The organism is Bradyrhizobium sp. PRIMUS42 (genome assembly GCF_023006515.1).
GTDB lineage: Bacteria > Pseudomonadota > Alphaproteobacteria > Rhizobiales > Xanthobacteraceae > Bradyrhizobium.
Genome location: NZ_JALBGZ010000030.1, coordinates 1 through 24,180 on the forward strand (window position 1 = coordinate 1; position 24,180 = coordinate 24,180).

Sequence of the window (24,180 nt, forward strand, 5' to 3'; positions counted from 1 at the left end):
CGCTGGCCGCGATCAGCAATTACATGAAGGGATCGCGGCGCCTCCTCGCCGGCAGCAGCGATCCCAACATGCCGAAGGTTGAAAGCGCGTTGGATCGCGCGGCGAGCAGGTCTATGCGACCATCGCGGGCGACGTGCTCGCGAGCCGGCTGGCGCTCGATGTCACCGAAGCGGAGTTGATGCGCCGCTATGATCTGAGCAGGGCCGAGTTACAGCGGCTGCTCGATCGCATCGCGGCCGAGGGCTGGATCGCACGCCTGCCGGGCTATGGCTGGCGCTTTGCCGCGACCGTATCGAGCCCCGCCGCGCAGGCGCAGGCCATGGCATTCCGCGTGGTGATTGAGCCGGCAGCGATAGCGCAGCCCGGTTATTGGCTAACGCAGGAGGTGATCGTGAGGTTGCGGGAACGGCAACAGCGCGTCCTGGACGGCGAGTTTGAAAAGATGACGATCGGCGAGATCTATCACTCCGGCTGCGAGTTCCATGAAGAGATCATTCGCGGGGCAGGCAATCCCTTTTTTGTAGAAGCGCTCAAGCGCGTAAACTCGATCAGGCGCCTCTTTGCCTATCGCAGTTTCACCGATCGTGACGGAATGCGGCGGCACATAAGCGAACATTTGCGCTTGCTCGAAATTTTGGAGGTGAGGCGTTATGCAGAGGCAGCAAAGTTGATGGCAAAACATCTGCAGCGTCCGCTAGTGCTGGGTCTATCGTAACGCCGGACGAGGATGATCCTCCTGATGTAGCTACTCGCCGAGAAGGATCGAACTGCCGTCAACTGTTTCTTCCATGGGATGCGGTGTCCTCGCACCTCTCGAAAGATTCCACTAAAAAAGTGGAAGACCACAACATCCTTGGTAGGAACGCAGGCGGGGTGCGCGCGGCGCCCCCATACAGCGTCCCGGTTCGGCGGCGTTATGCCTTCAGGATGCTGAAGGGCGGCGCGCAAGTCAGTGGTCAAGCGAGAAAGGCGGAGAGACGTGCACCTCGTCCGAGGTTGCACGGAACGAAGATCGCACAGCGATCCGAAAACAAGATATGGGTGTTCCGGCTAAGGGGCCGCCAGAAAGCTTCCTTCGCCGCGCCGTGACTGGTGGCAACCTTGCAAACTCGAACATAAACGATAGTTCCGTTTCGGGATTGGTGTCTCCTGGTAGCGCCGGATGCAGTAGACCCGTCGGGCATGAAGAGCCTCAGCCAAGCTCGCGTCTTTGAGCGCTGCAATGTAGGCACAATGGCCCGCTACGCTCCGAGGCCGGTTCAATCCATAAGGGGTTTTGATGAAGCCTGCTACTCCGGATCAGATCGTCGACCTTCCGGGTTGGATAGTTCAGCACGCGACGACGAGCGACTCAGCAGAAGACTTACTCGACGGTGTCTGCAGTACATTCGTTCGTGGTGACGTCCCCTTGTGGCGCGTCAGTGTCGCAATTCCGACGCTCGACCCGCAATTTCGTGGCGCGACGCTCCATTGGCGACGAGACAGCGCGATCGAACTCGAAACGGCTCCTCACGGCGCTGAGACTGATGAATGGTTTCAGCAGAGCCCGATTTTCGCGCTGCAGTCAAAAGCAGCCAAGTTTGGACGCTGGAAACTTGCGAAGGGCGAAGGATGCGACGTTCACCCGAGTTTGCGAGATCTTTGCTTCGAAGGCGGTACTGACTACGCCATGTTTCTGGTCGAGTTCTCTCCGGGGACGTCTATAACCGGAGCTGCGATTTCAATCGCGACTGATCGTACGGGAGGCTTTGAGGAAGCCGATCTGACAAGTTTTCGTAGACTGGTTCCTGTGCTCGGTCTTGCGATCTACCGCCTCGTTCTATTTTTGACGGCCGGCCAGATGCTCGACAGCTATCTCGGTAGCATGAGTGGCGCGAGGGTGATGGCCGGAGAGATTGTCCGTGGGCAAGGGAGGATCATCTCTGCGGCGATACTGCTCGCAGACTTGTCAGGCTTTACCAGATTGACAGATCGCGAAGATCCGATGGATGTCGTGCGATGGCTGAATGAACATTTCGAAGCGATCGGCGATCCGGTGATCGAGAACAACGGCGAAATTCTCAAATTTCTAGGGGATGGTTTGCTTGCGGTTTTTCCGGCCGAAGCGAGCGCTGGGGAGCCATGCGCTGCATGCGAAGCGGCACTCCGGGTGGCGCGAGAGGCTATCCGACGCAATGATAACGTGAATGCTCGCCGAAAGGACTCGGGCGAGCCCCAACTTCCCCTGGATATCGCGCTGCATTTTGGAGAGGTGGTCTACGGCAACGTCGGGACGTCGCGGCGGCTGGATTTCACAACTATTGGGCGGGCTGTGAACGAAGTATCGCGTATAGAAGGCCTCTGCGGGCAACTGGGCGTTCATCTCCTCTTGTCAGATTTGTTTGCAAGGCGCTGCCGTTCAGATTTCAGGCAGCTTGGCACGTTTGAACTGCGCGGTGTGGAGTTTCCGCTAGTGCTGTCTACGACAGACTGATCGTCGAGTGGGACTCCCTTGGGGGCCGAAGCATCTCCCTTTTCGGAGAGAACGGCTGGAGAATGGCTATCTGGTTCGTCACGGCAAGCGCAATGCGACTCTTGTGGGCCGAATATTTCCTCGCGCCACATTGACTTTGAGCGACGGAACGCCCCGATCCATCGACGAGATTTCAAGGAGCAAGTTCGTACTGGTCGGCATTGGCGTCGATGTGCAGTGGCTGCGCACGTTGATGATTCATCCTCTGGCCCGGCAGCACCGCTGGCGAGAGATCGCCATTAGCCTGGATGGCAGCGAGGCGGGAGCGAAAACGGAAATTGAAGTTGCGCGGATTGTCGGAGAGGATGTCAAACGCACGTTGTCAGATTATCAAGGGAAACTGTTGCTGGCGCGGCCTGACGGGTACGTCGCGCTGGCCGGCGATCACAGGTCGATCGCTGGAGATATGGACGCCCTTTGGCGTTCATTCGGCTAGAATGCAGAGAGCCTCGCGGCAGCCGCCCTGTCATTGCTGCGTCAGGTTAACCGCAAACCAAGCTCGGGGACCCGGCGGCGTCCCGTGCCAAATTCGTGAAGACTAGGTGTGACCTCGCTCCATACCAGGCCGGTCCAAAACGTTGCTGGCACAGAAGATCGGCTCCTCAAGGTTTCGGCTGACCGCTCATATTCTCGCTACACCGGAATTGCTGAACGGATTTATCGCGTCCGCGTCCCTGGTGGTAGCATTTGACGAGGCTCATTCAAATCCCATTTTGTTCGCAGGGGCTCGGTCGATCTCCGAACTGATCTCTGTGATGATCTGTCGCAACCATGCAAGCGCAGGGTCCAGATGAAATAATGCCGGCCATTGGAGGCACTCTCGAAATCCGGAGATCCGAATTGGCGGACGCAAAATCTTCAACGGAAAGTGCCGGGTCAATACGGTAGCCAGTCTAGAGTGCATCGTCGCGATACGATCGGTGCCGATCAACATGATCGCCATCGTCGTGAAATTCGGCGCAATCAATTCCACACGACGTTTGTAACCTAGTTTTTCCAGAGCCTCCTCTTCGAATGAAATCGAACCCGGGCTGGGGCCGAATTGTGCCGTAACGTGTCCAAGCTCGAGATAGCGGCTGAGTGATACCGACCGTCCGATCTTGCGATTGCCGCTCCATGCGACACAGCAAAACTCATCTCCAAACAACGACTGATGAGGATGGCCGTCGACCAGGATCGTGTCGGGGAGGATGACCAGATCCACGTCGCCGCGCTGGAGCTGATCACCAATCCGGTCGTTGAACGGTAGGAACTCCATCGAAATATGCGGTGCCGCCTCGTAGACGCGCCTCATCACGCTCGTCATCAACACCGTTGTCGCATAATCAGAAACAACCATCCGAAAGCGCCGTTTGGAATGCTGTGGCTCGAATTTCGGCGTGGAGATCAGGTTGGCGCGGATTCGCAGCAGTATATCGCGGGTTGGACCTTCAAGGGATTGCGCGAGAGGAGTGGGGACCAGCTTGCGCTGCGAGACCGTATAGATCTCGTCATTGAAGTAGCGCCGCAATCTATTGACCGCCGAGCTCATCGCCGGCTGGCTCAGGTGCAACCGCTGGCTGGCCCCTTTGACGCTGCGCTCGTCGAGAATTGCATCGAGAGCAACCAAGAGATTCAGATCGAGTCCTTCGAACCGCATCGGCATACTTCCATTTTGTGAATATTACAGATTGGTACAATCAATTTTACGTATTCGACGGGCTGTGTAAACGTCAGCCAAGAGTTGAAATCAAAAGCAAGCGTCATGGGGAGAAGCGTTTTGATCAAGCCCTGGATTTTCGAGTTTATGCAGGTCCCTGACCTAGATCCTGCGGTTCGCTCGCCCGCTACCGTGTCCGCGGTCTTTGACGAGGGTTTCAGGACCTGGCTGCAGTTGGAGAGGCTGGGCTTCGAAGGAATCTTCTTCAGCGAGCACCATTTCGGTCTGTCCTACAGTCCTTCGCCGAATCTCCTGCTGGCCTCGATCGCTCGTCATACAACCCGGCTCCGGCTGGGAACGATGGGGATGGTCGCGCCCTTCTACGAGCCGTGGCGCATCGTTGAAGAGCTGATAATGCTGGACCACCTGACAAACGGCCGGCTTGAAATCGGCATGGCGGCGGGTGTTCCGCAGGAGCTCGTGCGAATTGGCCTGAGCGGCGATGAGGCCCGTGAGCGCTTCAACGAGATCCTGGAAATCCTCGATGCCGCGTTGCTGAATCCGGTCATCAATCACAAGGGGAAGCACTGGCAGTTCGAAAATCTCACCTTGATGCCGAACGCGTTCGTGCAGCCGTCGCCGCCGAAGTGGACCACCGTGGTGAGCACGGCATCGGCGCGAAAGTCGGCGCAAAGGCGGTCCAAGATCTGTAGCGGATTCGAATCGGTCGGGCGTTTCACCGAGATTTTCGACGCCTATCGCGATGAAGCTGCCCGGCTGGGTGTCTCGGCCGGCCCTGATCAGCTCGGAATACGACGCCACGTATCCGTGTCGCGCAACTCGGCCGAAGCGCGGGTCGAAGCTGAGTCCGCCAAGGCTGCCACAATGAAGGTCATTGCCGCGGATCCCCGCGTCGCCTCACGGGAATCCGCCCTGCTCGATGCCCCGAAGGCAGGCTCCGGCTTTTCGCTGCACGCTGACGAATTCATCGCGGGAAGCCCGGATGAAGTTGCTGAGCAGATCGTCGATCAGTGCCGCAGGTGCGGAGCGGGTCACTTCCTTGCCATGCTGGGGCGGAGCCTGGCGGACCGGCGCGATGAAAACGTTATCCTCTTCGGCGAAGAAGTCATTCCCAAGCTGCGACGGGCAAACATCGGCTGAGCGTGTCTTCCGGCGATGAAGTCGCAACCATTTTGCCAAGCGGCGCAATTGCCGGTCGGAGAGGAACGTGATCCAGAAGAAGCCGCTGATTCTTGGTCTGGGAGGAACCCCGCGCAGGGGGTCTTCGTCCGAGCGAGCTCTGGCCATCAGCCTGAAGGCCGCTGAAGCTGAAGGAGCAAGGACGCTGCTTTTCTCCGGTGCGGAGCTGCTTCTTCCGATGTATATGCCTGGCGAGAGGCCGTCCGAACAGGCCTCCCCTCTTCTAGCGGCGCTTCGCGATTGCCGCGGCATCATCATCTCGTCACCGGCCTATCACGGCTCGATCTCGGGCCTGCTCAAGAATGCGCTGGACTATGCCGAGGAATTGCGCACGGACGCGCGCGTTTATCTCGACGGCATCGCCGTGGGCTGCATCGCATGTGCCGGCGGGTGGCAGGCGGCTGGTCAGACCCTGTCGGTGCTCAGGACGATCGCTCATTCACTGAGGGGATGGCCGACGCCTTTCGGCGCGATGTTGAACACGTCGGTCCCGCTGTTCGACGGCGAGGGAAACTGCACCGATCCGGCGATCAGAGGTCAGCTCGAAACTGTCGGACGTCAGGTTGTCGGGTTCATACAGGCGCGTCACCGATCGATTCCCAGTGCGCGCAGCTCCGTGATGGAAGACGCCAAATGATGGCAATGCATCGGCGTGGCTCTCCTGCGAAGACCGCAATTGAGCAAAGGAGAGGGGCGTGAAGTTCGAGACCATCACTCTGGATATCGACGGCGTGAGAACCGTCGTGCGAGTCATCGGAGAGGGCGATCCTGTGTTCGCGCTCCACGGCGCGGCTACGATAGAGGGGCAGGAATGGGCGCGTGCGCTGGCGGCGCATTTCCGTATCTTCCTGCCGTTCCACCCTGGGTTCGGAGACAGCGGGACCGCGCCGCATGTCTGTGGAATGCAGGACCTCGTCATCCACAATCTGCACCTGGTCGATGCGTTGGGTTTAGAACGGCCCCATCTGGTCGGGCACTCGATGGGAGGCTGGATGGCCGCCGAGCTGGCCGCCTTTGCTGGCGAGCGCTTCGGCCGTCTGGTGCTGAACGCGCCTGCCGGCCTCAACCACCCGGACCATCAGGGCCCGGATCCCCGGGCAATTCCGCCGGAGGAATTCCCGGGATATCTCGCCCATCGTGTCGAAATCGCCGCGCAATATTTCCCTGGAGGCGCGCTCGCTCCGTCGCCGCAAGAATTCGAGGCAGCGAGGAACAAGGAAGGCGCGGCGCTGACGAACATCTTGAAGGCCTGCGGTCCGGGCCACCCCAATCTCATCAGGTGGCTGCGACGCATTCCGAACGAAACACTGATCGTGTGGGGCGACAAGGACCGGCTGGTGCTGCCCGGACAAGCCGAGCTCTGGGCGAAGTCGATTCCGAACGCGCAGGTATTCATCGTGCCCGGCGTCGGACACTTCGCCATGCAGGAGGACCCTTCCTGCATCGATGTGATCGGCGATTTCATTCAATCCGGGAGGAGCGGGGGCGCCACGTCTGCGGTCTCATACTAGGTGAGCCGCCTTGGCGGGCGCGCGGCTCGCCCGTCGTAAGTTCACTCAAATCCAATCAAGCTCGCGAAAAGCGACAATTTCTCGTCTCACGGAGGGAACTGCTATGAATTACCGAACCTTGATGCGCCTGTTGCTGGTGCCAACAGTTTCTGTGTTTGCTGCAACCGGTGCGATCGCGGAGCCGCTTTGCGGTTCTTCGATCGGCAAAGCCACCGGCGAGCCGATCCGGCTCGGCGGCATTGCCGGAAAGACCGGTCCGACGGATTTCAGCGCCGCGACGCGGGGCGCGGCGGCCTATTTTGCATGTGTCAACGATCACGGCGGAATCGCCGGGCGGCCTATCGAATATATCGCCGAGGACGATCAGTGGTCGCCGGAGGTCTCGCGTCGGGAAGCCACAGGCCTGATCAACGACAAGAAGGTGCTGGCCTTCGCCGGCGGCTTTTCGCTGGTGGGTTGTGCCGCATATGGCGACCTGCTGAAGGACGCGGGCGTCGTTTCGGTCGGCATGAGCGCGCAACGCGAGTGCTTCACCAACCCGAACATTCTGTCGGTCAATGGCGGTCCGCGCCGTGGATTGGTCGCACTTGCAAGTTACGCAAAGAATGAGCTCGGCGCGAAATTAATCGCGCTCTCGCTGATGCGTGTGCCGGGGTATGATTGGGTGGAGTCCGGAGCCACCGAGTGGGGCAAGGCGAATGGCGTGAAGGTGATCTCCGTGCCCTTCGATCCGCAGACGGCAGATCCGACGTCGTTCGTTCTGCAGCTCGCGCAAACCAAGGCCGACGCGGTTCTCTTTGCGATGCCCAAGAACCTGGCTGTCGCCGTGCTCAATGCGGCCGAACAGCAGGATCTGGCCAAGACGATGAAATTCGTCGGCGACACGGCATCCTACAGTCCCGAAATCCCGGAAGCGCTGGGTCCGTATTGGGCAGGCCGCTTCCCCGTTGGATTGGAGCTCGGGCCGACCGACGCGGAAAACGCCGATACGAAGACCTGGAAGGCCGTGATGGACAAGTATACGGACACTAGCGTGCCGCGCGATACGTTCTCCCAGGCCGGCTATCTTTCAGCCAAGATCGTGACCGAGGCGCTTCGCAAGCTCGATCCGAAATCCATCGATCGCACCTCCCTCGCCAGGGAATTGCTCCAAACCAGCGGAGCCGCCGATCAGATGCTTTGTACTCCGTTCATGGTGAGGAATCCGAAAGCCGCGGGGCATGCGGACGTTCGGGGTTTTTGGTTCCTGGTCAACACCGGGAAGGAATGGAAGGTCGCGCAAGACTGCAAAGAGACACTGTTTGTCGACGAACATTGATAACGGCTGAGGTGGAAGATGGCGCTGCTGCCATTTCTCGTCGCTGGTCTCGGGCAAGGCGCAGTCTACGCCTTGTCAGGCCTCGGTGTCGTTGTGCTCTACAGGGCCGCCGGTGTGGTCAATTTTGCCTTCGGTGCCCTGGCGGCATTGGGCGCGATGACGGCGTGGCAGCTCATCCAGACCGGATGGTCGCCGCTCCTGGGTTGGTCGGCGTCAATCGTGGTCGCGACGGCATGTTCTGTCGCTTACGGCATAACCGTTGCGCCGCGGCTCAGTCATCGCGATCCATCGGTGCGCGCCATCGGGACCCTGGGATTCGCCCTGGTCGTTCTCGGTCTGGTTAACTTCTGGTGGGGTGAAATTCCAAGGCGGTTTGAACTGCCGAGCGACCGATTGTACCTGGTGATAGCGGGGGTCCGTGTCACCTACACCCGACTGTATGCCTTGCTGGCCGCGGTTCTTGCGACCGCGTCGATATCGGTTTTGATGGTAGCGACGCCCGTTGGATTGTGGATGCGGGCGCTGGCAGACAGTCGCCAGGTCAGCGTCCTGTCAGGAGTTCCGGTCTTTCTCGCCGATACTACGGCATGGGCGATCTCAGGAATTCTGGCCGGCATTTCTGGAATATTTCTCGCCAACCTTGTCCGGCTGCAGCCCAGCTTCTTGACCTTTCTCGTCATTCCCGCCGTGGCCACTGCGCTGTTTGGCGGGCTCAAGTCGCTCCCTCGCACCTTGCTGGCTGGGCTGCTGCTCGGGGTGAGCGAGGCAGGTCTCGCCGTGAACACGAACATCGCGCCCTTTCGGACGGCGCTCCCCTATGTCGTTGCGCTCCTCTTCATTGCAGGCTCACAAGTGCTGGGCAGGGGAACGCGGGCGCATGAGTAACCTCGAGGAGATGAAGCTGTCGACGACTGACGAGTCTCGCGCGTCGACCCGTGGCCGTCTCGTCATTGCGCCATACCTCCCGCTGCTGATCCTGCTGGCGACCGGGACACTTGTTCTTGCCAACAACCTTTGGCTCGATCTCATCACCTCGTCGATGATCGCAGCGATAGCGATCGCTGGAGTTGGGCTGCTCTACGGACGGCTCGGCATGATTGCACTCAATCAGTATGCGCTGGTTGGCGTCGGGGGGTGGGTCGCAATGCGGCTTGATCAGGCGTTTGCCTGGCCATTTGAGTTGTCCATGATTTGCAGCGGCGTGGTCGTGGCGATGCTGGGAATTCTGTGGGGGCTGCCGGCCTTGCGGTTGCGTGGCGTGTACCTTGCGCTCGTGACCCTGATGATGGCGGGAGCCTTCCAGGTGGTCATCGTTGCCGTCGGGTTTCCCGAAGGCGGTCCTGGCTTCTTCGCCAAGGTAACTGACGCCAGCGTTCGTCTCTCGATGCATCGTCCGGCGATCGCGACGTCGGACCACGCGTATTTCATCTATGTGAGCGTGGTGCTGGGGTTCGTGCTCGCGGCAGTCGAATGGCATCAGCGGAATCGACCGGCGCGCGCGTGGGCGCTCATTCGGCGCGACGAGCGTATGGCGGCGATGGCCGGCGCAGATATCCTCCTGACAAAGGTCTGGGCCTTTGGGCTGGCAGGCGTCTTTGCCGGCATCTCGGGGGCTCTACTCGCCGGACTCGCCGGAACGCTGGAGGGACCTTCGTTCACGGCGGTCAGCTCGCTGATGCTGTTCGCAATCGCCGTCATTGCGGGTGCGGCAAACCCGATCGGGGCGATAGCCGGCGGATTTCTGCTGAAGGTGCCATCGGTGGCGCTTGCGAAGCTGGGATTGAATGGATTTCTCGCCCAGGTCCTTCTGGGACTTTTGCTGCTGCAGGCACTCACCGCGGGCACCGATGGCGTGGCTGGCGATCTGGTCAAACTGCATGCCTGGGTCAGGCGGCGCATTCTCGGCGAAGGAGGCATGTCGTGATGCGGATCGGCGACCTCACCGTGAAATTCGGGGCTATCGTTGCGCTAAACTGCCTCAACGCCGACGTTAATGCTCCCGTGACCGGACTTATCGGGCCCAATGGCGCCGGGAAGACGACGTTGCTCAACGTCATCTCCGGCTTTTTGACGCCGAGTGTGGGCGGCGTCCATCTCGATGGCGTCGATCTCTCGTCAAAGTCTCCACGCGCGCGCGTTTTTGCGGGCTTGCGAAGGTCGTTTCAGCAGGAGCTGGTCGCGGAAGACCTCACGCTGGAGGAGAATATCGCCGCGGTCGCCGACAATCTCTGCGGGTCGCGCTCCGACGCGCGGAAGGCCGTAGATATGGCGATGGAATTCACCGGACTGTCGCGCCAGGCTTCCATCAGGGGCGGAAAGCTGGACTACTTCTCGCGCCGAATGACAGAGATCGCCAAGACCTTGATTGGCTCGCCGAAGCTGATTCTATTCGATGAACCGGGCGCTGGCTTGAGCGAACTCGAGGCGATCAAGCTGCGTGAAGTCATCGCCGCCATTCCAAGGCAAATTGGAGCGCGTGTCGTCCTGATAGATCACGATGCGGATCTGATCGCGGCGATCTGCAACGAGACCCTGGTGCTCGATTTCGGGTCGAGGATTGCCTTCGGAAACACGGCGAATGTGCTGCGGGATCCCGTGGTTTTGAAGGCGTATCTGGGCGAGGCGCGAGCTTCATGAGCGCAGCTCTGATTGTCGAAGACCTCGTGGTCTCACGTTCGGGCATCCGGACCCTGCATGGCGTGTCCCTCAAATTGGCAGAGGGCGAAATCCTGGCTCTGCTCGGAGCGAATGGTGCCGGAAAGTCCACGCTCGTGATGAGTCTTGCCGGAGTGCTCGCTCATGAGCGAGGTTCGATCAGGCTCTGCGAAAAGGAAGTCGGACGATGGTCGGCGGAGCGTCGCCGAAGGTCAGGGATCGCCGTTGCGCCGGAGGGCCATCAGACGTTCCGCGAGTTGTCGGTGCTGGATCATTTCAGGGTCGCCGGAGCGCACTTGCCGCGAAAGGTGCGTGATCGCGAGATCGAAGCGGCGTTGCAGTTGTTTCCCGAGCTCGAGACGCGCCTGCAAGCATTAGGGGCGCACTTGTCGGGTGGCCAGAAGCAGATGGTTATCATCGCCCAGGCGCTGATATCCCGTCCGTCCTTCCTGCTCGTAGATGAGCTCTCGCTGGGTTTAGCGCCTGCGATCGCCCACCGTCTCGCGCAGACCCTGAAGGAGGTCGCCTCCAGGGGCGTGGGTATTCTACTGATCGAACAGTTCACATCGCTGGCCCTGTCGATCTCGACAAGGGCGAGCATCCTGGTGCGGGGCAGTGTCGTATTCGAGGGTGTTCCAAGGCAGCTCGAGGAGGATCCGTCGATCCTGCACCGCGCGTATCTTAGCGGGGCAGATAGCTAATCCATGGCAGCGCGTGGTTTCAGGGCGAGGGGACCGGCCTGCTTCTTCTCCAGCTGCGCGCTCCGGCAACGGGATCGACGTGCCGGCGGCGCGGCGGGATTTGCATCATGTGCATTGTGTCGGCAGCGGGCGGCCGGCACAATTTCAAGGGATGTCAGGAGAGCCGATGAACACGACGAAGGATTCGGAAAGGTCAGGTGGGGAAGTCGGAGGGGAGATCACCCGGATTGCATTTTCCGTCCCTGATCTGCGCGCAGCCATCGATTGGTGGGCGGAGGAGACAAGGATCGGACCGTGGTTCGTCATCGAACGGATCGGGCGCGAGAGCGCGACCTACCGCGGCCGCCCGGCAGACGCGGAGTTCGCTATCGCGGTAGCGCTTTCCGGCACGACGATGATCGAGCTCATCCAGACACTCGACGACAACCCTTCCGTATACAAGGAGGCAAGGACGCGGAGCGGATATGGCTTTCACCATGTAGGACTGTTCCGGCGCGACGTGAAGCAACTGGCCTCGGCCTACGAAGCAGCAGGCCGTTCCGCCATATTTCAGGCGGAGGCACCGGGCGGCGGGAACGTCCTGTTCGTCGAGGGCGGAATGGCTGGCGTGGGATTCATCGAGCTGATCGAAGACAATGAAGCGATGAAGAAGCTGTCCGGCGCGTTGCGGCAGGCAGCGGAATCCTGGACAGGCGAACGGCAGGTCCGCGCGTTCGCGGAGCTGCTGGGATAGGTAAATTTCTGCAATCAGGACTCTGCGAGGACAGGCACGATGAAACTGCATGACTTATTCGATGTGACCGGACGATCGATTGTGGTGACAGGCGGGGCTTCCGGCATTGGTCTCGCCATTGCACGGACGCTTGCGGAGAACGGTGCGCGCGTCACGATAGCGGACATCGATTCTGACGCGCTGGAAAAGGCGTCTCCGCAAGTAGGAGGCGACGTGACTGCCGAAAGACTCGATGTCACCGATCGCGCGGCGGTCGAGCGCGTGTTCGATGCAATCGACCGAAGCCGGAACGGCATCGATGTCGTGTTCGCCAATGCCGGAATCGGGGGCGGTCCCGGTTTTGGAGAGGGAGCGGGAAACGAGAATCCCACCGGGACCATCGACGGAAGTCCCGACGCCGAATGGAACCAAGTGGTGGCGGTCAATCTCACTGGTGCTCGCAACACATTTGCCGCCGCGGCTCGTATCATGAAGGCGCGTGGCAAGGGCGGACGGATCATTGCGACCACGTCGGCAGCGGCCATCGTGAACGCGTCCTTCGTCTCGACCGCCTACCATGCGAGCAAAGCCGGTGTCGCCCACATGGTCAGGCAGGTTGCGAGCGAGCTCGCGCCTCACGGAATTCTGGTCAATGCGATCGCGCCCGCCAATTTCCTCACGAACATCGGTGATGGTGCAATGCAGAGCGAGGCTGTGCAGGCGTTATTTGCCCGTAATTCGCTGTTACGGCGCGTCGCCGAAACCAACGAAATCGCAGGCATCGCGCTTTTTCTCGCATCGCCAGCTGCGAGTTTCGTGACGGGTACCCAGATCCGCGTCGATGGTGGTGCATGCGTGATCGGGCCGTCGTGACCGAAGCTACGACGGGGTAAAGACCGCGCATCCATGAGAGAGATCACCTGCATCAAAGATCGCTGCTGGTTTCGCCGCCGAGTTGCGCCACGATCCAATCTGCAAAAGCTCGTACCGCCGACCTTTGTCGACTGGAGCGTGGGTAGATCAAGCGGTGACCGACGTAGCGGATATCATTTGCGTGTCCCATCAATGGAGCAACCAATCGTCCGCTCGCCAGCTCGCGTTCGGCCAGAAGGGTTGATTCTAATGCCACGCCCAATCCCTCCGCGGCCGTCGCAATCGCGAGAAAGCTACGGTCGAACCTCATGCCGTGGATCGCGGGGGCCTCCAATCCGTTAGCGGTGAACCATTGATGCCACTGAACCCGCTTCACGTCGGAGCGGATGAGCGTCTGATCGAGCAGATCGGCGGGAGTCTCTATCGATTTTGCGAGCGTGGGGGAGCAAAGAGGTGTGACCGTCTCTTCCTTGAGAGGGATGACCTCGACGCCCTCAGCGCGCGGCGGACCGTAGACGATATCGATATCGAAATCATCATTGCTAAAGCGTGCATAGTCCGTGCTTGCGGCCAGCCGAACCTCGATCTTCGGATAAGCAGCGAGAAACTGGGCAAGCCGTGGCGCCAGCCATTGCGCCGCAAAGCTCGGCGCGGAGTGGACGCGCACCAATTGCGGTCCGCGCGCGGCGACTTCCTCGAGGCCGCGGCGGAGCTGATCGAAGGCCGCTCCAGTGTGACGCATCAGGTTCTCGCCCGCCGGCGTGAGGCGTACCGACCGCGCGCTGCGCTCGAACAGAACGGTCCGAAGCGTGCCCTCCAATTTGCGAATGGCGTGACTGACGGCGCTCGGCGTCAGGTGAAGCTCATTCGCCGCATCGCGGAACGATCCCGTGCGGGCCGCAGCTTCAAAGGCACGAATTGCAGATATGGGAACGTTCGACAGCATATGACAAGTGAACCAGATTCATCGATCCATGACAACTGTGCGCTTGTCCATTGGACCTCGGCGGGTCATTCCTGATCCCAAGAACGAACAAGTTTGCGGGAGGAACTGATGCTGCTCAGCGGTAAGACGGCTATCATTTCGGGCGCGGCCTCGCCGCGCGGAATCGGGCTTGCCACCGCACGGCGGTTCGCCACCGAGGGCGCTCGGGTCGCCATTCTGGATATTGACGCCGGCGCTGCCGCGGATGCTGCGGCTTCGCTTGGAAAGTCCCACGTCGGACTTCGGTGCGACGTCGCCGACAAATCGTCCTGCGAACAGGCAGTCGCCCGCGTGGTCGAAGCGTTTGGGGGCATCAACATCCTGATCAACAATGCTGGCATCACCCAGCCGGTCAAGTTCCTAGACATCTCGCCGGCCGATTGGGATCGCATTCAGGACGTCAATCTCAAGGGCATCCTGTTTCTCTCCCAAGCGGTGATTCCACACATGCGCGCCCGGAAGTCCGGGTCGATCGCATGCATGTCGTCGGTATCCGCCCAGCGCGGCGGCGGAATTTTCGGCGGCCCGCACTACTCTGCCGCCAAGGCCGGCGTTCTTGGTCTCGCTAAGGCGATGGCCCGGGAGTTCGGCCCGGATGGCATTCGTGTCAACTGCGTTACGCCCGGCCTGATCGGCACCGACATCACGTCAGGCAAGCTGACCGATGAGATGAGGGCGAAAATCCTGGAAGGCATTCCGCTCAATCGTCTCGGCATGGCAGAAGACGTCGCCGGCATCTACACCTTCCTGGCTTCTGATCTCTCCGCCTATGTCACGGGTGCCGTGATCGACGTCAACGGCGGCATGCTCATCCACTGACGCGGCAGACAAGGTCCAGATCAATGGAAACCTCTACCAAGACGATGACCAATACGCCTACCCTCGCGGACCGGGCCTACAACATTCGCCGCAATGCACTGCGCATGGGTGAAGTTCAAGGCCAAGGCTATATCGCGCAGGCGCTGGACATCTCCGACGTCCTCGCCGTGGCCTATTTCCACGCTATGCGCTACCGGCCCGAAGATCCATCCTGGGAGGAGCGCGACCGCTTCCTGCTCTCAAACGGGCACTACGCCATCGCGCTCTACGCAGCTTTGATCGAGGCTGGCATCGTCCCCGAAGAAGAGCTCGAAACCTATGGCAGCGACGAAAGCCGCCTGCCAATGTCAGGCATGGCGTCCTACACGCCCGGAATGGAAATGTCGGGCGGCTCGCTCGGACTTGGACTCAGCATCGCCGTCGGCATGGGCCTCGGGCTCAAGCGCAAGAAATCCGAGGCACGGGTGTATACCTTGTTCTCCGATGGTGAGCTCGACGAGGGCTCCGTCTGGGAGGCGATTCAGTCGGCAGGTCATTACAAGCTCGACAATTTGATCGGCATCGTGGATGTCAACAATCAGCAGGCCGACGGTCCTTCCACGCAGGTCATGGCGTTCGAGCCTCTGGTCGAGAAGCTCCAGGCCTTCGGCTGGTTCGTGCAACGTGTCGACGGCAACAATCTCGATGCCGTGGTTGCGGCGTTTGACGCAGCCAAGTCCAACCCCGGGCCCAAGCCGCGGATGATCGTGGCCGACACGCTGATGGGGAAGGGCGTTCCCTTCCTGGAGCAGCGCGAGAAGAGCCATTTCATCCGCGTGGAGCAGCACGAGTGGCAGCTCGCGCTTGCGGCGCTCGAAGCCGGGAGGCAGGCATGAAGACCGTGAGATCAGCACCGCAACCCGGCAAGCCGCGCCTGACCACCTCGGCCATGATCGCCTCGATCGCGGCCGAGGGGCAGAAGACGAAGCCGGCGCCCTTTGGACACGCGCTTGTTGAACTCGCCCGTCGCCGCCCGGAGGTCGTCGGCATGACGGCCGATCTCGGCAAATACACCGACATGCACATCTTCGCGAAGGAGTTTCCGGACCGCTATTATCAGATGGGCATGGCAGAGCAGCTTCTGTACGGCGCCGCTTCGGGGCTGGCCGCCGAAGGTTTCATGCCGTTTGCGACGACTTACGCCGTATTCGCATCCCGGCGGGCTTACGATTTCATTCACCAGACGATCGCGGAAGAAGACCGCAACGTGAAGATCGTCTGCGCGTTGCCGGGGTTGACCTCCGGCTATGGTCCGAGCCATCAGGCCGCGGAGGACCTTGCGCTGTTTCGCGCCATGCCGAACATGACGGTCATCGATCCCTGCGATGCTCACGAAATTGAGCAGCTGGTGCCTGCCATCGCGGCGCATCACGGACCGGTCTATATGCGCCTGCTGCGCGGGCAGGTGCCTGTGGTGCTGGACGATTATGATTACAGGTTCGAGCTCGGCAAGGCCAAGCTTATCCGTGATGGGAGGGACGCCCTGATCATCTCGTCCGGCATCATGACCATGCGCGCGCTCGAAGCCGTGCAAACCTTGAAGGACGACAGCGTCGATGCTGCGGTGCTGCACGTTCCAACCATCAAGCCGCTCGACGCCGAGACGATTGTGCGCGAAGCCGGCAAGCCCGGACGTCTTGTCGTCGTAGCCGAGAATCACACGACGATTGGTGGTCTCGGCGAGGCCGTCGCCGCGCTTCTGATGCGTTCAGGGGTCCATCCGCCATTCCGACAGATCGCATTGCCGGACGAATTCCTTGACGCCGGTGCACTTCCGACGCTGCACGACCGCTACGGGATTTCAACCGCAGAGGTCGCAAGACAGATCAAGCAGTGGCTTTAGCTAACCGGCGCTAAGCGTCAATCGAGCCAAACCCTGGTGAGGAGCTACGCCCGTCGCATGTTGCGACGGCGAGCGATGGCCCTCACCCAAGTGCCGGCGTCGAGAGCCGGCAACCAAATCAGCCTGAAAAACTGCATGCCAGCAGACGCTGATGCAGCAGGCAGCAAGGTCAGTGCAGGATCAGGAGGACAACATGACTGTATCGAAATCCGGAAGTATCAGCCGTCGTTCGATGTTGATAGCGGCCGCTGCCGTGCCTCTCTGCGGGATTCTCACCCGCCGGGCCTCCGCCGCCGAATTCGTCTACAAGTTCGCAACCGGACAGGATCCGACGCATCCGGTGAACATCCGAGCGCAGGAGGCGATCAGTCGTATTCAAGAAGCGACCAGCGGCCGGCTTGAGATCAGGCTGTTTCCGGCCAACCAGCTCGGCTCCGATACCGAGCTCATGACCCAGGTTCGCAGTGGCGGCGTCGAGTTCTTCAACCAATCGTCCTCGATCCTTGCCACCCTGGTGCCGAGCGCGGGCATCGTGAACACCGGCTTCGCATTTGCCGACTACGACAGCGTATGGAAGGCCATGGACGGCGACCTCGGCACCTATATCCGGGCGCAGATTGCCAAGACGCCGATCATGGCGGTGTCGAAGGCCTGGGATAACGGCTTCCGTCAGGTGACTTCGTCCGGTCGAGAGGTGCGGACGCCGGACGATCTGAAGAATTTCCAGATCCGCGTTCCGCCCGCCCCGCTGCTGACCTCGCTCTTCAAGGCGCTCGGAGCCGGACCGACGCCAATCAATTTCAACGAGGTCTATTCCGCGTTGCAGACGAAGGTGGTCGACGGGCAGGAGAACCCGCTGCCGATCATCGCGACCGCACGACTTTATGAAGTGCAGAACACGTGCAGCCTGACCGGGCACGTCTGGGATGGTTACTGGATCCTCGGCAACAAGCGCGCCTTCGAGCGCCTGCCCAAGGACATGCAGGAGATCGTGACGCGCGAGCTCGACCGCTCGGCGGTCGATCAGCGGGCTGATATCGCAAAGCTCAGCCAATCCTTGCGAAGCGATCTCTCCGCCAAGGGTCTCAAGTTCATCGAAGTCGATCGCGCCGCCTTCCGCCAGGCCTTGTCCAAAACCAGCTTCTACGCTGACTGGAAGGGCAAGTTTGGCGAGGAGGCATGGTCCCAACTCGAAAAAGCCGCGGGACAGCTATCATGACCGACATGAGCCATACGCCGCACCTCGATGCCAGTATGGCGGCCGGCAAGTCTCAAGCAGCCTCGCGCAGTTGGACAGTGAAAGCGAATACGGTGCTCGGCCACGTCGTCGCAGTACCGGCGGCGTTACTCGTGCTGGCCGAGATTGCGGTTCTATCCGCTGGCATCGTAGCCAGATACGTGTTCCGTTCGCCGATCGTCTGGTCGGACGAACTTGCCGGCATCCTCTTCCTCTGGCTCGCCATGTTTGGATCCGTGATTGCATTCCAGCGCGGCGAACATATGCGGATGACCGCCATCGTCGGGATTCTCAGGGTGGAGGTTCGCGCGTTCCTGGATGTCGTGGCGGCCGCGGCATCGCTGGCATTCCTCGCGCTCGTCGTCTGGCCGGCCTATGAATTCGCCGCCGACGAGGTATTCGTGACGACGCCGGCGCTCGAGATCGTCAACAGCTGGCGTGCGGCAGCGCTACCGATCGGGATCGGACTGATGCTGATCGCAGCGTTCCTTCGGCTCATTCGCATCGCGAGCCTGCGCAGCTTGCTGGCTTCCCTGGCCATCGTCGCAGGCATCATCGGGACGTTCGTTCTGCTGGCGCCGGTCTTGAAGCCGCTCGGCAATCTGAATCTTCTGATCTTCTTCGTCTTCGTGGTCGGCGCGATGGTCTTTGCTGCCGTGCCGATCGCGTTCGCATTCGGCCTTGCCACCGTCGGCTATCTCGCCCTGACAACCAGCACGCCCGACGTGGTGATGATCGGACGAATGGATGAGGGCATGAGCCACCTGATCCTGCTCGCCGTGCCTCTCTTCGTCTTTCTCGGCCTTCTCATCGAGATGACGGGCATGGCCCGCGCCATGGTCGGCTTCCTGGCGAGCCTTCTGGGCCATGTGCGCGGCGGATTGCACTACGTACTGGTCGGAGCGATGTATCTGGTCTCGGGCATTTCCGGCTCCAAGGCGGCGGACATGGCCGCGGTGGCTCCGGTGTTGTTTCCCGAGATGCGGCAGAGGGGGGCAAAGCCCGGCGATCTCGTTGCGCTCCTGGCCGCGACGGGGGCGCAGACCGAAACGATCCCCCCGTCACTGGTTCTGATCACGATCGGCTCGGTGACTGGTGTGTCGATCTCGGCACTGTTCACCGGCGGGTTGCTCCCGGGTGTGGTGCTCGCGGTCATGCTCGCGGCCGTCGTGTGGTGGCGATACCGCCGCGAGGACCTGTCCCACGTCAAAAGGGCGACCGGGCGGGAAATCGGCCGCGCCCTCGTGATCGCGATTCCGGCCATCGCGCTGCCATTCGTGATCCGGACCGCCGTCGTCGAGGGCGTCGCGACGGCAACGGAGGTCTCGACCATCGGGATCCTCTATTCGGCCTGCGCTGGTCTCTTCATCTACCGGCAGTTCGACTGGCGCCGGATCTATCCGATGCTGGTCGAGACGGCCTCACTGTCCGGGGCAATTCTGCTCATCATCGGCGCGGCGACGGGCATGGCCTGGGCGCTGACACAGTCGGGATTTTCTGCCTCTCTCGCAAAGTTCATGACCAGCCTTCCGGGCGGGGTGCCCGTCTTCCTGGCCGTGACGATCGTGACTTTCGTAATCCTGGGCAGCGTGCTGGAAGGGATCCCGGCCATTGTCCTGTTCGGCCCGCTGCTTTTCCCGATCGCACGGCAGGTCGGGGTGCACGATGTTCACTATGCGATGGTGGTCGTTCTCGCGATGGGCATTGGCCTGTTCGCGCCGCCGTTCGGGGTCGGCTACTACGCGGCCTGTGCCATCAGCCGCATCAACCCGGACGAAGGCATGAAACCGATCGTGGGCTACATGATAGCCCTGCTGATCGGGACACTGATTGTGGCTGCCGTGCCCTGGCTATCGACCGGTTTTCTTTAGGGGCCGCGGCGATGATGTGCGATGCCTCGCGGGACAGACCGCGAGGCTCCTCGTCAGGCGAATTTCGGCAGATGCAGCGGCAGACCTTCGCAGGGCATATCGATCTCTTCGACCTGGCCCTTGCCGACTTCAGTGACGCGTAGCTTCTTGCCGTCGAGCGTGAAGGCACAATTCGTCGGCTGTGGTCCGTCCAGGGTCAGACGATCGGCGACTTCGCCCCGCGGGTCCAGCACCGTGACGTTCTTCTGGTTGTAGACCGTGCAATAGAGCCGGCCGTCGGTGCCGAAGGCCATGCCATCGGGCCCCTTGAAGTCAGGATTGGAATCGGGCTGCAGCACATTGCCGAAAACGACGCGTTCGGGGGCGGCTGACGTTGGTCCGCAATGCGGATTTCCTCGCCCGTGGGGTATCTCGCAAGCCATTCTGCCTTGCAAAATCGAAAATAAAGATCAAGTAATGTGAGTCTCTCTTCCACCGTTCGTAAAGATGGATCGCCTTCTCCAGCTTGAGGTTTTCTCGAAAACGGCTGAGCTCGGCAGCCTCACAAAGGCCGCCGAGACGTTGCGGATGTCGAACGCAGCGGCGAGCCGGCACCTCAGCGCGCTGGAGGAGCGACTCGCGGTCCGGCTGATCGAGCGCAACACGCGCCGGCAATGGCTGACCGAAGTCGGTCACGAGCTCCTGCAGCGTTGCGGCACAATCCTGAACGAGCTTGCCGAAGCAGAGGACGCCGTCTCGGATCGTGCGCTGTCGCCGACGGGCACGCTGCGCGTCACCAGCTCGCTGTCGTTTGCGATGATCTATCTGACGCCGATGCTGCCGGCGTTCCGCGCGCTGTATCCAAAACTCGCCGTGCAGATCATCGCCGCCAACCGCTATCCCGATTTCATCGAGGCGGGCATTGACGTCGCGATCCGCACCAGGGAGCATGAGCCGGACTCCAACATCATCGTGCGCCGCATCGGCCAGATGCGGCGCGTGCTCGCGGCCGCGCCGTCCTATCTCGCGAGACAGGGACGGCCCGAGCAACCGGCCGATCTGGCCCGCCACGACATGCTGATCTACAGCCTGGCCAACGATCGCTATTCGCTCCGCCTCAGCAAAGGCAACGCGGTCCAAACCGTCCGCATTGCGCCGACGCTAGACAGCAATGACGGCCAGGTGATCCGCGGCGCCGCGCTCGCGGGCCTCGGCATCCTGATCCAGCCGCTGTATATCGTGCAGGGCGACGTTCTGGCCGGACAACTCGAGCCGATCCTGATGGACTGGGAGTTGCCTTTGCTCACCATGAACATCGCCTACCAGAACCGCGTCAGGCTGCCGGCCAAGATCAGGGTGTTTTCCGACTTCCTGGTCAACCACATCCGCGAACATTCGCTGGCGGGGATCTGGATGGACGCAACGCGGCAGGCGACCCACACTGCTGCCAATTCTGGCCGCTCGATTCGAAAGCAGATTCCTTGAGAACCAAGTCATCCGGGACGGCATGGCGACACGCCAATGTCGGGCGCCTGCTCAACAATGCGGTGCGGCGTTTTGAGGCGCGCGTGCTCGAATTGATGAGCGAGAAAGGACACGACGAAACGCGCATCGCGCATGTCGGCCTGACCCGAAATCTCGACGTCGACGGAACACGGCTCACGGAGCTCGCCCGGCGCGCGTCGATGAGCAAGCAGGCGATGGGTGAGCTGGTCGATCAATGCGCCGAGCTCGGACTGGTTGGTCGCGTTGCCGATCCGACCGATCGACGCGCCCGCATCGTCATGTTCACGCCGGCCGGACGCAAATGGCTCGACGCGTTCCGTGACGCGGTCGACATCGCCGAGCAGGAAATGCGCGCGGAACTCGGCAGGGCCGCGATGGACGCGATCCTGAAGGGGTTGGCGCTCTATGGCGCGACGTTCGATCCACTCGATGACGTGAATTAGTCAGGTAGCTTGACGATCTAGTCAGGTGACCTTACCATGCAGGACAGTGCTGGTGAGGGAGAAGCGCCTTGGAGACACGTCTGACGGCCTCGGTGCTCATCGTGGGCGGCGGGCCCTGTGGGTTGATGCTGGCCAATGAGCTTGGTCGGCGTGGCGTGTCGGCCATCCTGGTCGATGAAAAGCCGGGAACGGCGTTCAATCCGCAGGCCAACGCGACGCAGGCCCGTTCGATGGAGCATTATCGGCGGCTTGGCTTCGCGGATGAGATTAGACGCGAAGGCTTGCCCGCCGATTATCCGACCGACGTCGCATATTTCACCCGCTATAGCGGCCATGAGCTGGCACGGTTTGCGTTGCCGTCGTCGTCGCGTGCGGGCGAGCTGATCAAGGGGCTGTCCGGCTCCTGGAGCGCCGCCGAACTGCCACATCGCGTCTCGCAGAAATATGTCGAGGCGGTGTTGCGCCGGCATGCCGAACGGCTGCCTAGAATCAAGCTCAACTATGGTCACCGGCTGGTCAGATACGTCGAGGGCGATGACGGTATCGTCGGCGAAATTGAATGTCTCGATGATGGCAGCCACTTTCCGGTCCGGACCGACTTCCTGGTGGGCGCCGACGGGCCGCGTTCGCTGGTCCGTCAGTCGCTCGGGATCGTCTACGGCGGCGAGACCGGGATGCAACGCGATTTCATGGGCGGACGGATGCTCGCCGTCTACCTCCGCTCGCCTGACTTCTATGCAAGCATCCCGCATGCCAAGGCGTGGATGTACAATTGCTTCAACGGTGACCGCCGCGCCTTCATGGCCTCGGTGAATGGGCGCGACGAATTCGCGTTTCACACGCAGCTTCGGCCCGGCGAAGACGAGAGTGCGATCACGATCAACGAGGCCAAGGCTGCGTTCCAGCGCGCCTGCGGCACGCCGATCGAGTGCGAGGTGCTGTCCTTCCTGACCTGGACCGCCGGTCACGCGCTGGTGGCGAACGGGATGCAACGGGGGAGGGTGTTCCTCGGTGGTGACGCCGCGCATCTGTTCACGCCGACCGGAGGGCTCGGCTACAACACGGCGATCGAGGATGCGGTCAATCTCGGCTGGAAACTCGCAAGCGTTGTCAAGGGCGTGAGCCCGGCGACGCTGCTTGGCAGCTATGAGGTCGAGCGGCGTCCGGTGGCGCTCCGCAACACCGACTATGCGCGGCGCTTTGCCGATTCCCTTGGTCTCTTCGCGCCCGCGCCGGAGATTGAAGATGATACCGACGCCGGCAGCGAGGCGCGGCGGGCGGCGGGTATCTATCTCGAACAGCACGCGCGTGCCGAATTCAACATCCCCGGCGTCACCTTTGGCGGCCGCTACGACGGCTCGCCGATCATCGTATCCGATGGCAGTGAGCCGCCGCCAGACGCTGCAAACGTCTATGTTCCCAGCGCTTGCCCGGGCGGCCGCGCACCGCATGCGTGGCTGGAAGACGACGTGTCCTTGTACGATTTGTTCGGATTCGAATGGACGCTGCTTCAGTTTGGCGGAGTCGCCTCGGCCCAGGACGCGGTCACTGATGCCGTCCGCGCACTCGGGGTTGATTTGAAGCTCGTCACGCTGCCGGTGTCCTTGCGCGATCTCTACGAAGCCGACCTTGCGCTCGTTCGTCCGGATCAGATCGTGGCTTGGCGTGGCAGCGCATCCCAGGCCGGGATGATCGGCCGTGTGCTTGCCCGCGCGCTCGGACACCGCGCAAGCGACGGTGCGCGCTTGGCAAGCTGATTGATTCCTGCTGCCGCATACAAGGTGCGGCTCTGTAGGCACCAACAACAAACAGCAATACACCGGAGGAGGACATCGTGACGACAGGGGCATTGGAGGACTACGACGATCATGCGGCCACCGCCGTCGGTGCCCAGCAGACGGCGAGCAGCCGCCGGCGCATCCTGGTTGCCGGCACGATCGGCACGGCGATCGAATGGTATGATTTCTTCATCTACGGCCTGATCGCGCCGCTGGTGTTCGATCAGCTGTTCTTCCCGAAATTCGATCAGCTCACGGCGACCATCGCGGTATTCGCGACGTTTGCCGTCGGATTTCTGGCGCGCCCGCTCGGCGGGCTGGTGTTCGGCCATTTCGGCGATCGGCTGGGCCGCAAATCCGTCCTGTTGTGCACGCTGCTCATGATGGGTCTTGCGACCATGTCGATCGGATTGCTGCCGACCTACGCCAGCGCCGGTGTGAGCGCGACGGTCGCGCTCGTCGTGCTGCGCTTCGTTCAGGGCTTTGCGCTCGGTGGCGAGTCGACCGCGGCGATCCTGATGGCGATCGAAACGGCCCCCGGCAATCGCCGCGGCTTCTC

Annotated in this window: 25 protein-coding genes; 22 read left to right on the top strand and 3 right to left on the bottom strand. The window is 61.4% G+C overall.

Annotated elements, in window-relative coordinates:
* Positions 1-133 precede the first annotated feature (133 nt).
* The 3 genes from MOV75_RS05375 to MOV75_RS05385 all read left to right on the top strand — a co-directional run bounded on the left by MOV75_RS05375 (position 134) and on the right by MOV75_RS05385 (position 2,948).
* The gene (locus MOV75_RS05375) at positions 134-715 is read left to right on the top strand and encodes a GntR family transcriptional regulator (protein WP_247005130.1); all 582 of its coding nucleotides are present in this window, start codon (positions 134-136) and stop codon (positions 713-715) included.
* A gap of 564 nt (positions 716-1,279) precedes the next feature.
* A complete protein-coding gene (locus MOV75_RS05380; RefSeq protein WP_247005132.1) occupies positions 1,280-2,473 on the top strand; it encodes an adenylate/guanylate cyclase domain-containing protein in 1,194 nt (397 codons plus the stop codon).
* Positions 2,474-2,576: 103 nt separating this feature from the next.
* Positions 2,577-2,948 (top strand): hypothetical protein, encoded by a 372-nt coding sequence (locus tag MOV75_RS05385; protein WP_369010441.1) that lies wholly within the window; start codon positions 2,577-2,579, stop codon positions 2,946-2,948.
* 261 nt (positions 2,949-3,209) lie between these two features.
* Here MOV75_RS05385 and MOV75_RS05390 read toward each other — a convergent pair whose 3' ends face one another.
* Positions 3,210-4,151: a LysR family transcriptional regulator gene (locus MOV75_RS05390; protein ID WP_247005136.1), complete on the bottom strand. Its 942-nt coding sequence runs from the start codon at positions 4,149-4,151 to the stop codon at positions 3,210-3,212.
* A gap of 120 nt (positions 4,152-4,271) precedes the next feature.
* Here MOV75_RS05390 and MOV75_RS05395 point away from each other — a divergent pair, with 120 nt between their 5' ends.
* The 10 genes from MOV75_RS05395 (at position 4,272) to MOV75_RS05440 (ending at position 13,121) form a co-directional block, all read left to right on the top strand.
* A complete protein-coding gene (locus MOV75_RS05395; protein ID WP_247005138.1) occupies positions 4,272-5,312 on the top strand; it encodes an LLM class flavin-dependent oxidoreductase in 1,041 nt (346 codons plus the stop codon).
* Between the two features lie 67 nt (positions 5,313-5,379).
* Positions 5,380-5,988 carry an NADPH-dependent FMN reductase gene (locus MOV75_RS05400; RefSeq protein WP_247005140.1) on the top strand — a complete coding sequence of 203 codons (609 nt, stop codon included), beginning with the start codon at positions 5,380-5,382 and terminating at the stop codon, positions 5,986-5,988.
* A 58-nt stretch (positions 5,989-6,046) separates the two neighbouring features.
* The gene (locus MOV75_RS05405) at positions 6,047-6,862 is read left to right on the top strand and encodes an alpha/beta fold hydrolase (protein WP_247005142.1); all 816 of its coding nucleotides are present in this window, start codon (positions 6,047-6,049) and stop codon (positions 6,860-6,862) included.
* A gap of 10 nt (positions 6,863-6,872) precedes the next feature.
* The gene (locus MOV75_RS05410; protein WP_247005144.1) at positions 6,873-8,180 is read left to right on the top strand and encodes an ABC transporter substrate-binding protein; all 1,308 of its coding nucleotides are present in this window, start codon (positions 6,873-6,875) and stop codon (positions 8,178-8,180) included.
* A gap of 18 nt (positions 8,181-8,198) precedes the next feature.
* Complete coding sequence (locus MOV75_RS05415) at positions 8,199-9,065, top strand: branched-chain amino acid ABC transporter permease (protein ID WP_247005146.1); 867 nt, start codon at positions 8,199-8,201, stop codon at positions 9,063-9,065.
* Positions 9,058-10,104 (top strand): branched-chain amino acid ABC transporter permease, encoded by a 1,047-nt coding sequence (locus MOV75_RS05420; protein ID WP_247005148.1) that lies wholly within the window; start codon positions 9,058-9,060, stop codon positions 10,102-10,104. The genes MOV75_RS05415 and MOV75_RS05420 overlap by 8 nt, the downstream gene beginning before the upstream one ends.
* A complete protein-coding gene (locus tag MOV75_RS05425; protein ID WP_247005186.1) occupies positions 10,104-10,817 on the top strand; it encodes an ABC transporter ATP-binding protein in 714 nt (237 codons plus the stop codon). The genes MOV75_RS05420 and MOV75_RS05425 overlap by 1 nt, the downstream gene beginning before the upstream one ends.
* Positions 10,814-11,536 carry an ABC transporter ATP-binding protein gene (locus MOV75_RS05430; protein ID WP_247005150.1) on the top strand — a complete coding sequence of 241 codons (723 nt, stop codon included), beginning with the start codon at positions 10,814-10,816 and terminating at the stop codon, positions 11,534-11,536. The genes MOV75_RS05425 and MOV75_RS05430 overlap by 4 nt, the downstream gene beginning before the upstream one ends.
* A 166-nt stretch (positions 11,537-11,702) precedes the next feature.
* On the top strand, positions 11,703-12,269 hold the full coding sequence (locus MOV75_RS05435; protein ID WP_247005152.1) for a VOC family protein: 567 nt from the start codon (positions 11,703-11,705) through the stop codon (positions 12,267-12,269).
* A 39-nt stretch (positions 12,270-12,308) separates the two neighbouring features.
* Positions 12,309-13,121: an SDR family NAD(P)-dependent oxidoreductase gene (locus MOV75_RS05440; RefSeq protein WP_247005154.1), complete on the top strand. Its 813-nt coding sequence runs from the start codon at positions 12,309-12,311 to the stop codon at positions 13,119-13,121.
* Positions 13,122-13,173: 52 nt separating this feature from the next.
* Here the strand turns inward: MOV75_RS05440 and MOV75_RS05445 are convergent, their stop codons facing one another.
* Positions 13,174-14,067: a LysR substrate-binding domain-containing protein gene (locus MOV75_RS05445; protein ID WP_247005156.1), complete on the bottom strand. Its 894-nt coding sequence runs from the start codon at positions 14,065-14,067 to the stop codon at positions 13,174-13,176.
* 108 nt (positions 14,068-14,175) lie between these two features.
* On the opposite strand from MOV75_RS05445, the gene MOV75_RS05450 reads away from it, so the two are divergent.
* The 5 genes from MOV75_RS05450 to MOV75_RS05470 all read left to right on the top strand — a co-directional run bounded on the left by MOV75_RS05450 (position 14,176) and on the right by MOV75_RS05470 (position 19,915).
* The gene (locus MOV75_RS05450; RefSeq protein WP_247005159.1) at positions 14,176-14,925 is read left to right on the top strand and encodes an SDR family NAD(P)-dependent oxidoreductase; all 750 of its coding nucleotides are present in this window, start codon (positions 14,176-14,178) and stop codon (positions 14,923-14,925) included.
* Between the two features lie 23 nt (positions 14,926-14,948).
* Complete coding sequence (locus tag MOV75_RS05455) at positions 14,949-15,800, top strand: transketolase (protein ID WP_247005161.1); 852 nt, start codon at positions 14,949-14,951, stop codon at positions 15,798-15,800.
* A complete protein-coding gene (locus tag MOV75_RS05460; RefSeq protein WP_247005163.1) occupies positions 15,797-16,807 on the top strand; it encodes a transketolase family protein in 1,011 nt (336 codons plus the stop codon). Before MOV75_RS05455 ends, MOV75_RS05460 begins: the two co-directional genes overlap by 4 nt.
* A gap of 193 nt (positions 16,808-17,000) precedes the next feature.
* Positions 17,001-18,026 carry a TRAP transporter substrate-binding protein gene (locus MOV75_RS05465; protein ID WP_247005165.1) on the top strand — a complete coding sequence of 342 codons (1,026 nt, stop codon included), beginning with the start codon at positions 17,001-17,003 and terminating at the stop codon, positions 18,024-18,026.
* A 5-nt stretch (positions 18,027-18,031) separates the two neighbouring features.
* Positions 18,032-19,915: a TRAP transporter large permease subunit gene (locus MOV75_RS05470; RefSeq protein ID WP_247005188.1), complete on the top strand. Its 1,884-nt coding sequence runs from the start codon at positions 18,032-18,034 to the stop codon at positions 19,913-19,915.
* 53 nt (positions 19,916-19,968) lie between these two features.
* On the opposite strand, the gene MOV75_RS05475 is transcribed toward MOV75_RS05470, so the two are convergent.
* Complete coding sequence (locus MOV75_RS05475) at positions 19,969-20,337, bottom strand: SMP-30/gluconolactonase/LRE family protein (protein WP_258719583.1); 369 nt, start codon at positions 20,335-20,337, stop codon at positions 19,969-19,971.
* A 64-nt stretch (positions 20,338-20,401) separates the two neighbouring features.
* Between MOV75_RS05475 and MOV75_RS05480 the strand changes: the two genes are divergently transcribed.
* The 4 genes from MOV75_RS05480 to MOV75_RS05495 form a co-directional block, all read left to right on the top strand.
* The gene (locus MOV75_RS05480; RefSeq protein ID WP_247005169.1) at positions 20,402-21,379 is read left to right on the top strand and encodes a LysR family transcriptional regulator; all 978 of its coding nucleotides are present in this window, start codon (positions 20,402-20,404) and stop codon (positions 21,377-21,379) included.
* Positions 21,376-21,843 (top strand): MarR family winged helix-turn-helix transcriptional regulator, encoded by a 468-nt coding sequence (locus MOV75_RS05485; RefSeq protein ID WP_247005179.1) that lies wholly within the window; start codon positions 21,376-21,378, stop codon positions 21,841-21,843. The genes MOV75_RS05480 and MOV75_RS05485 overlap by 4 nt, the downstream gene beginning before the upstream one ends.
* 68 nt (positions 21,844-21,911) lie before the next feature.
* Positions 21,912-23,600: an FAD-dependent oxidoreductase gene (locus tag MOV75_RS05490; RefSeq protein ID WP_247005181.1), complete on the top strand. Its 1,689-nt coding sequence runs from the start codon at positions 21,912-21,914 to the stop codon at positions 23,598-23,600.
* 77 nt (positions 23,601-23,677) lie between these two features.
* On the top strand, positions 23,678-24,180 hold a 503-nt coding region (locus tag MOV75_RS05495), incomplete at its 3' end, for an MFS transporter (protein ID WP_247005184.1).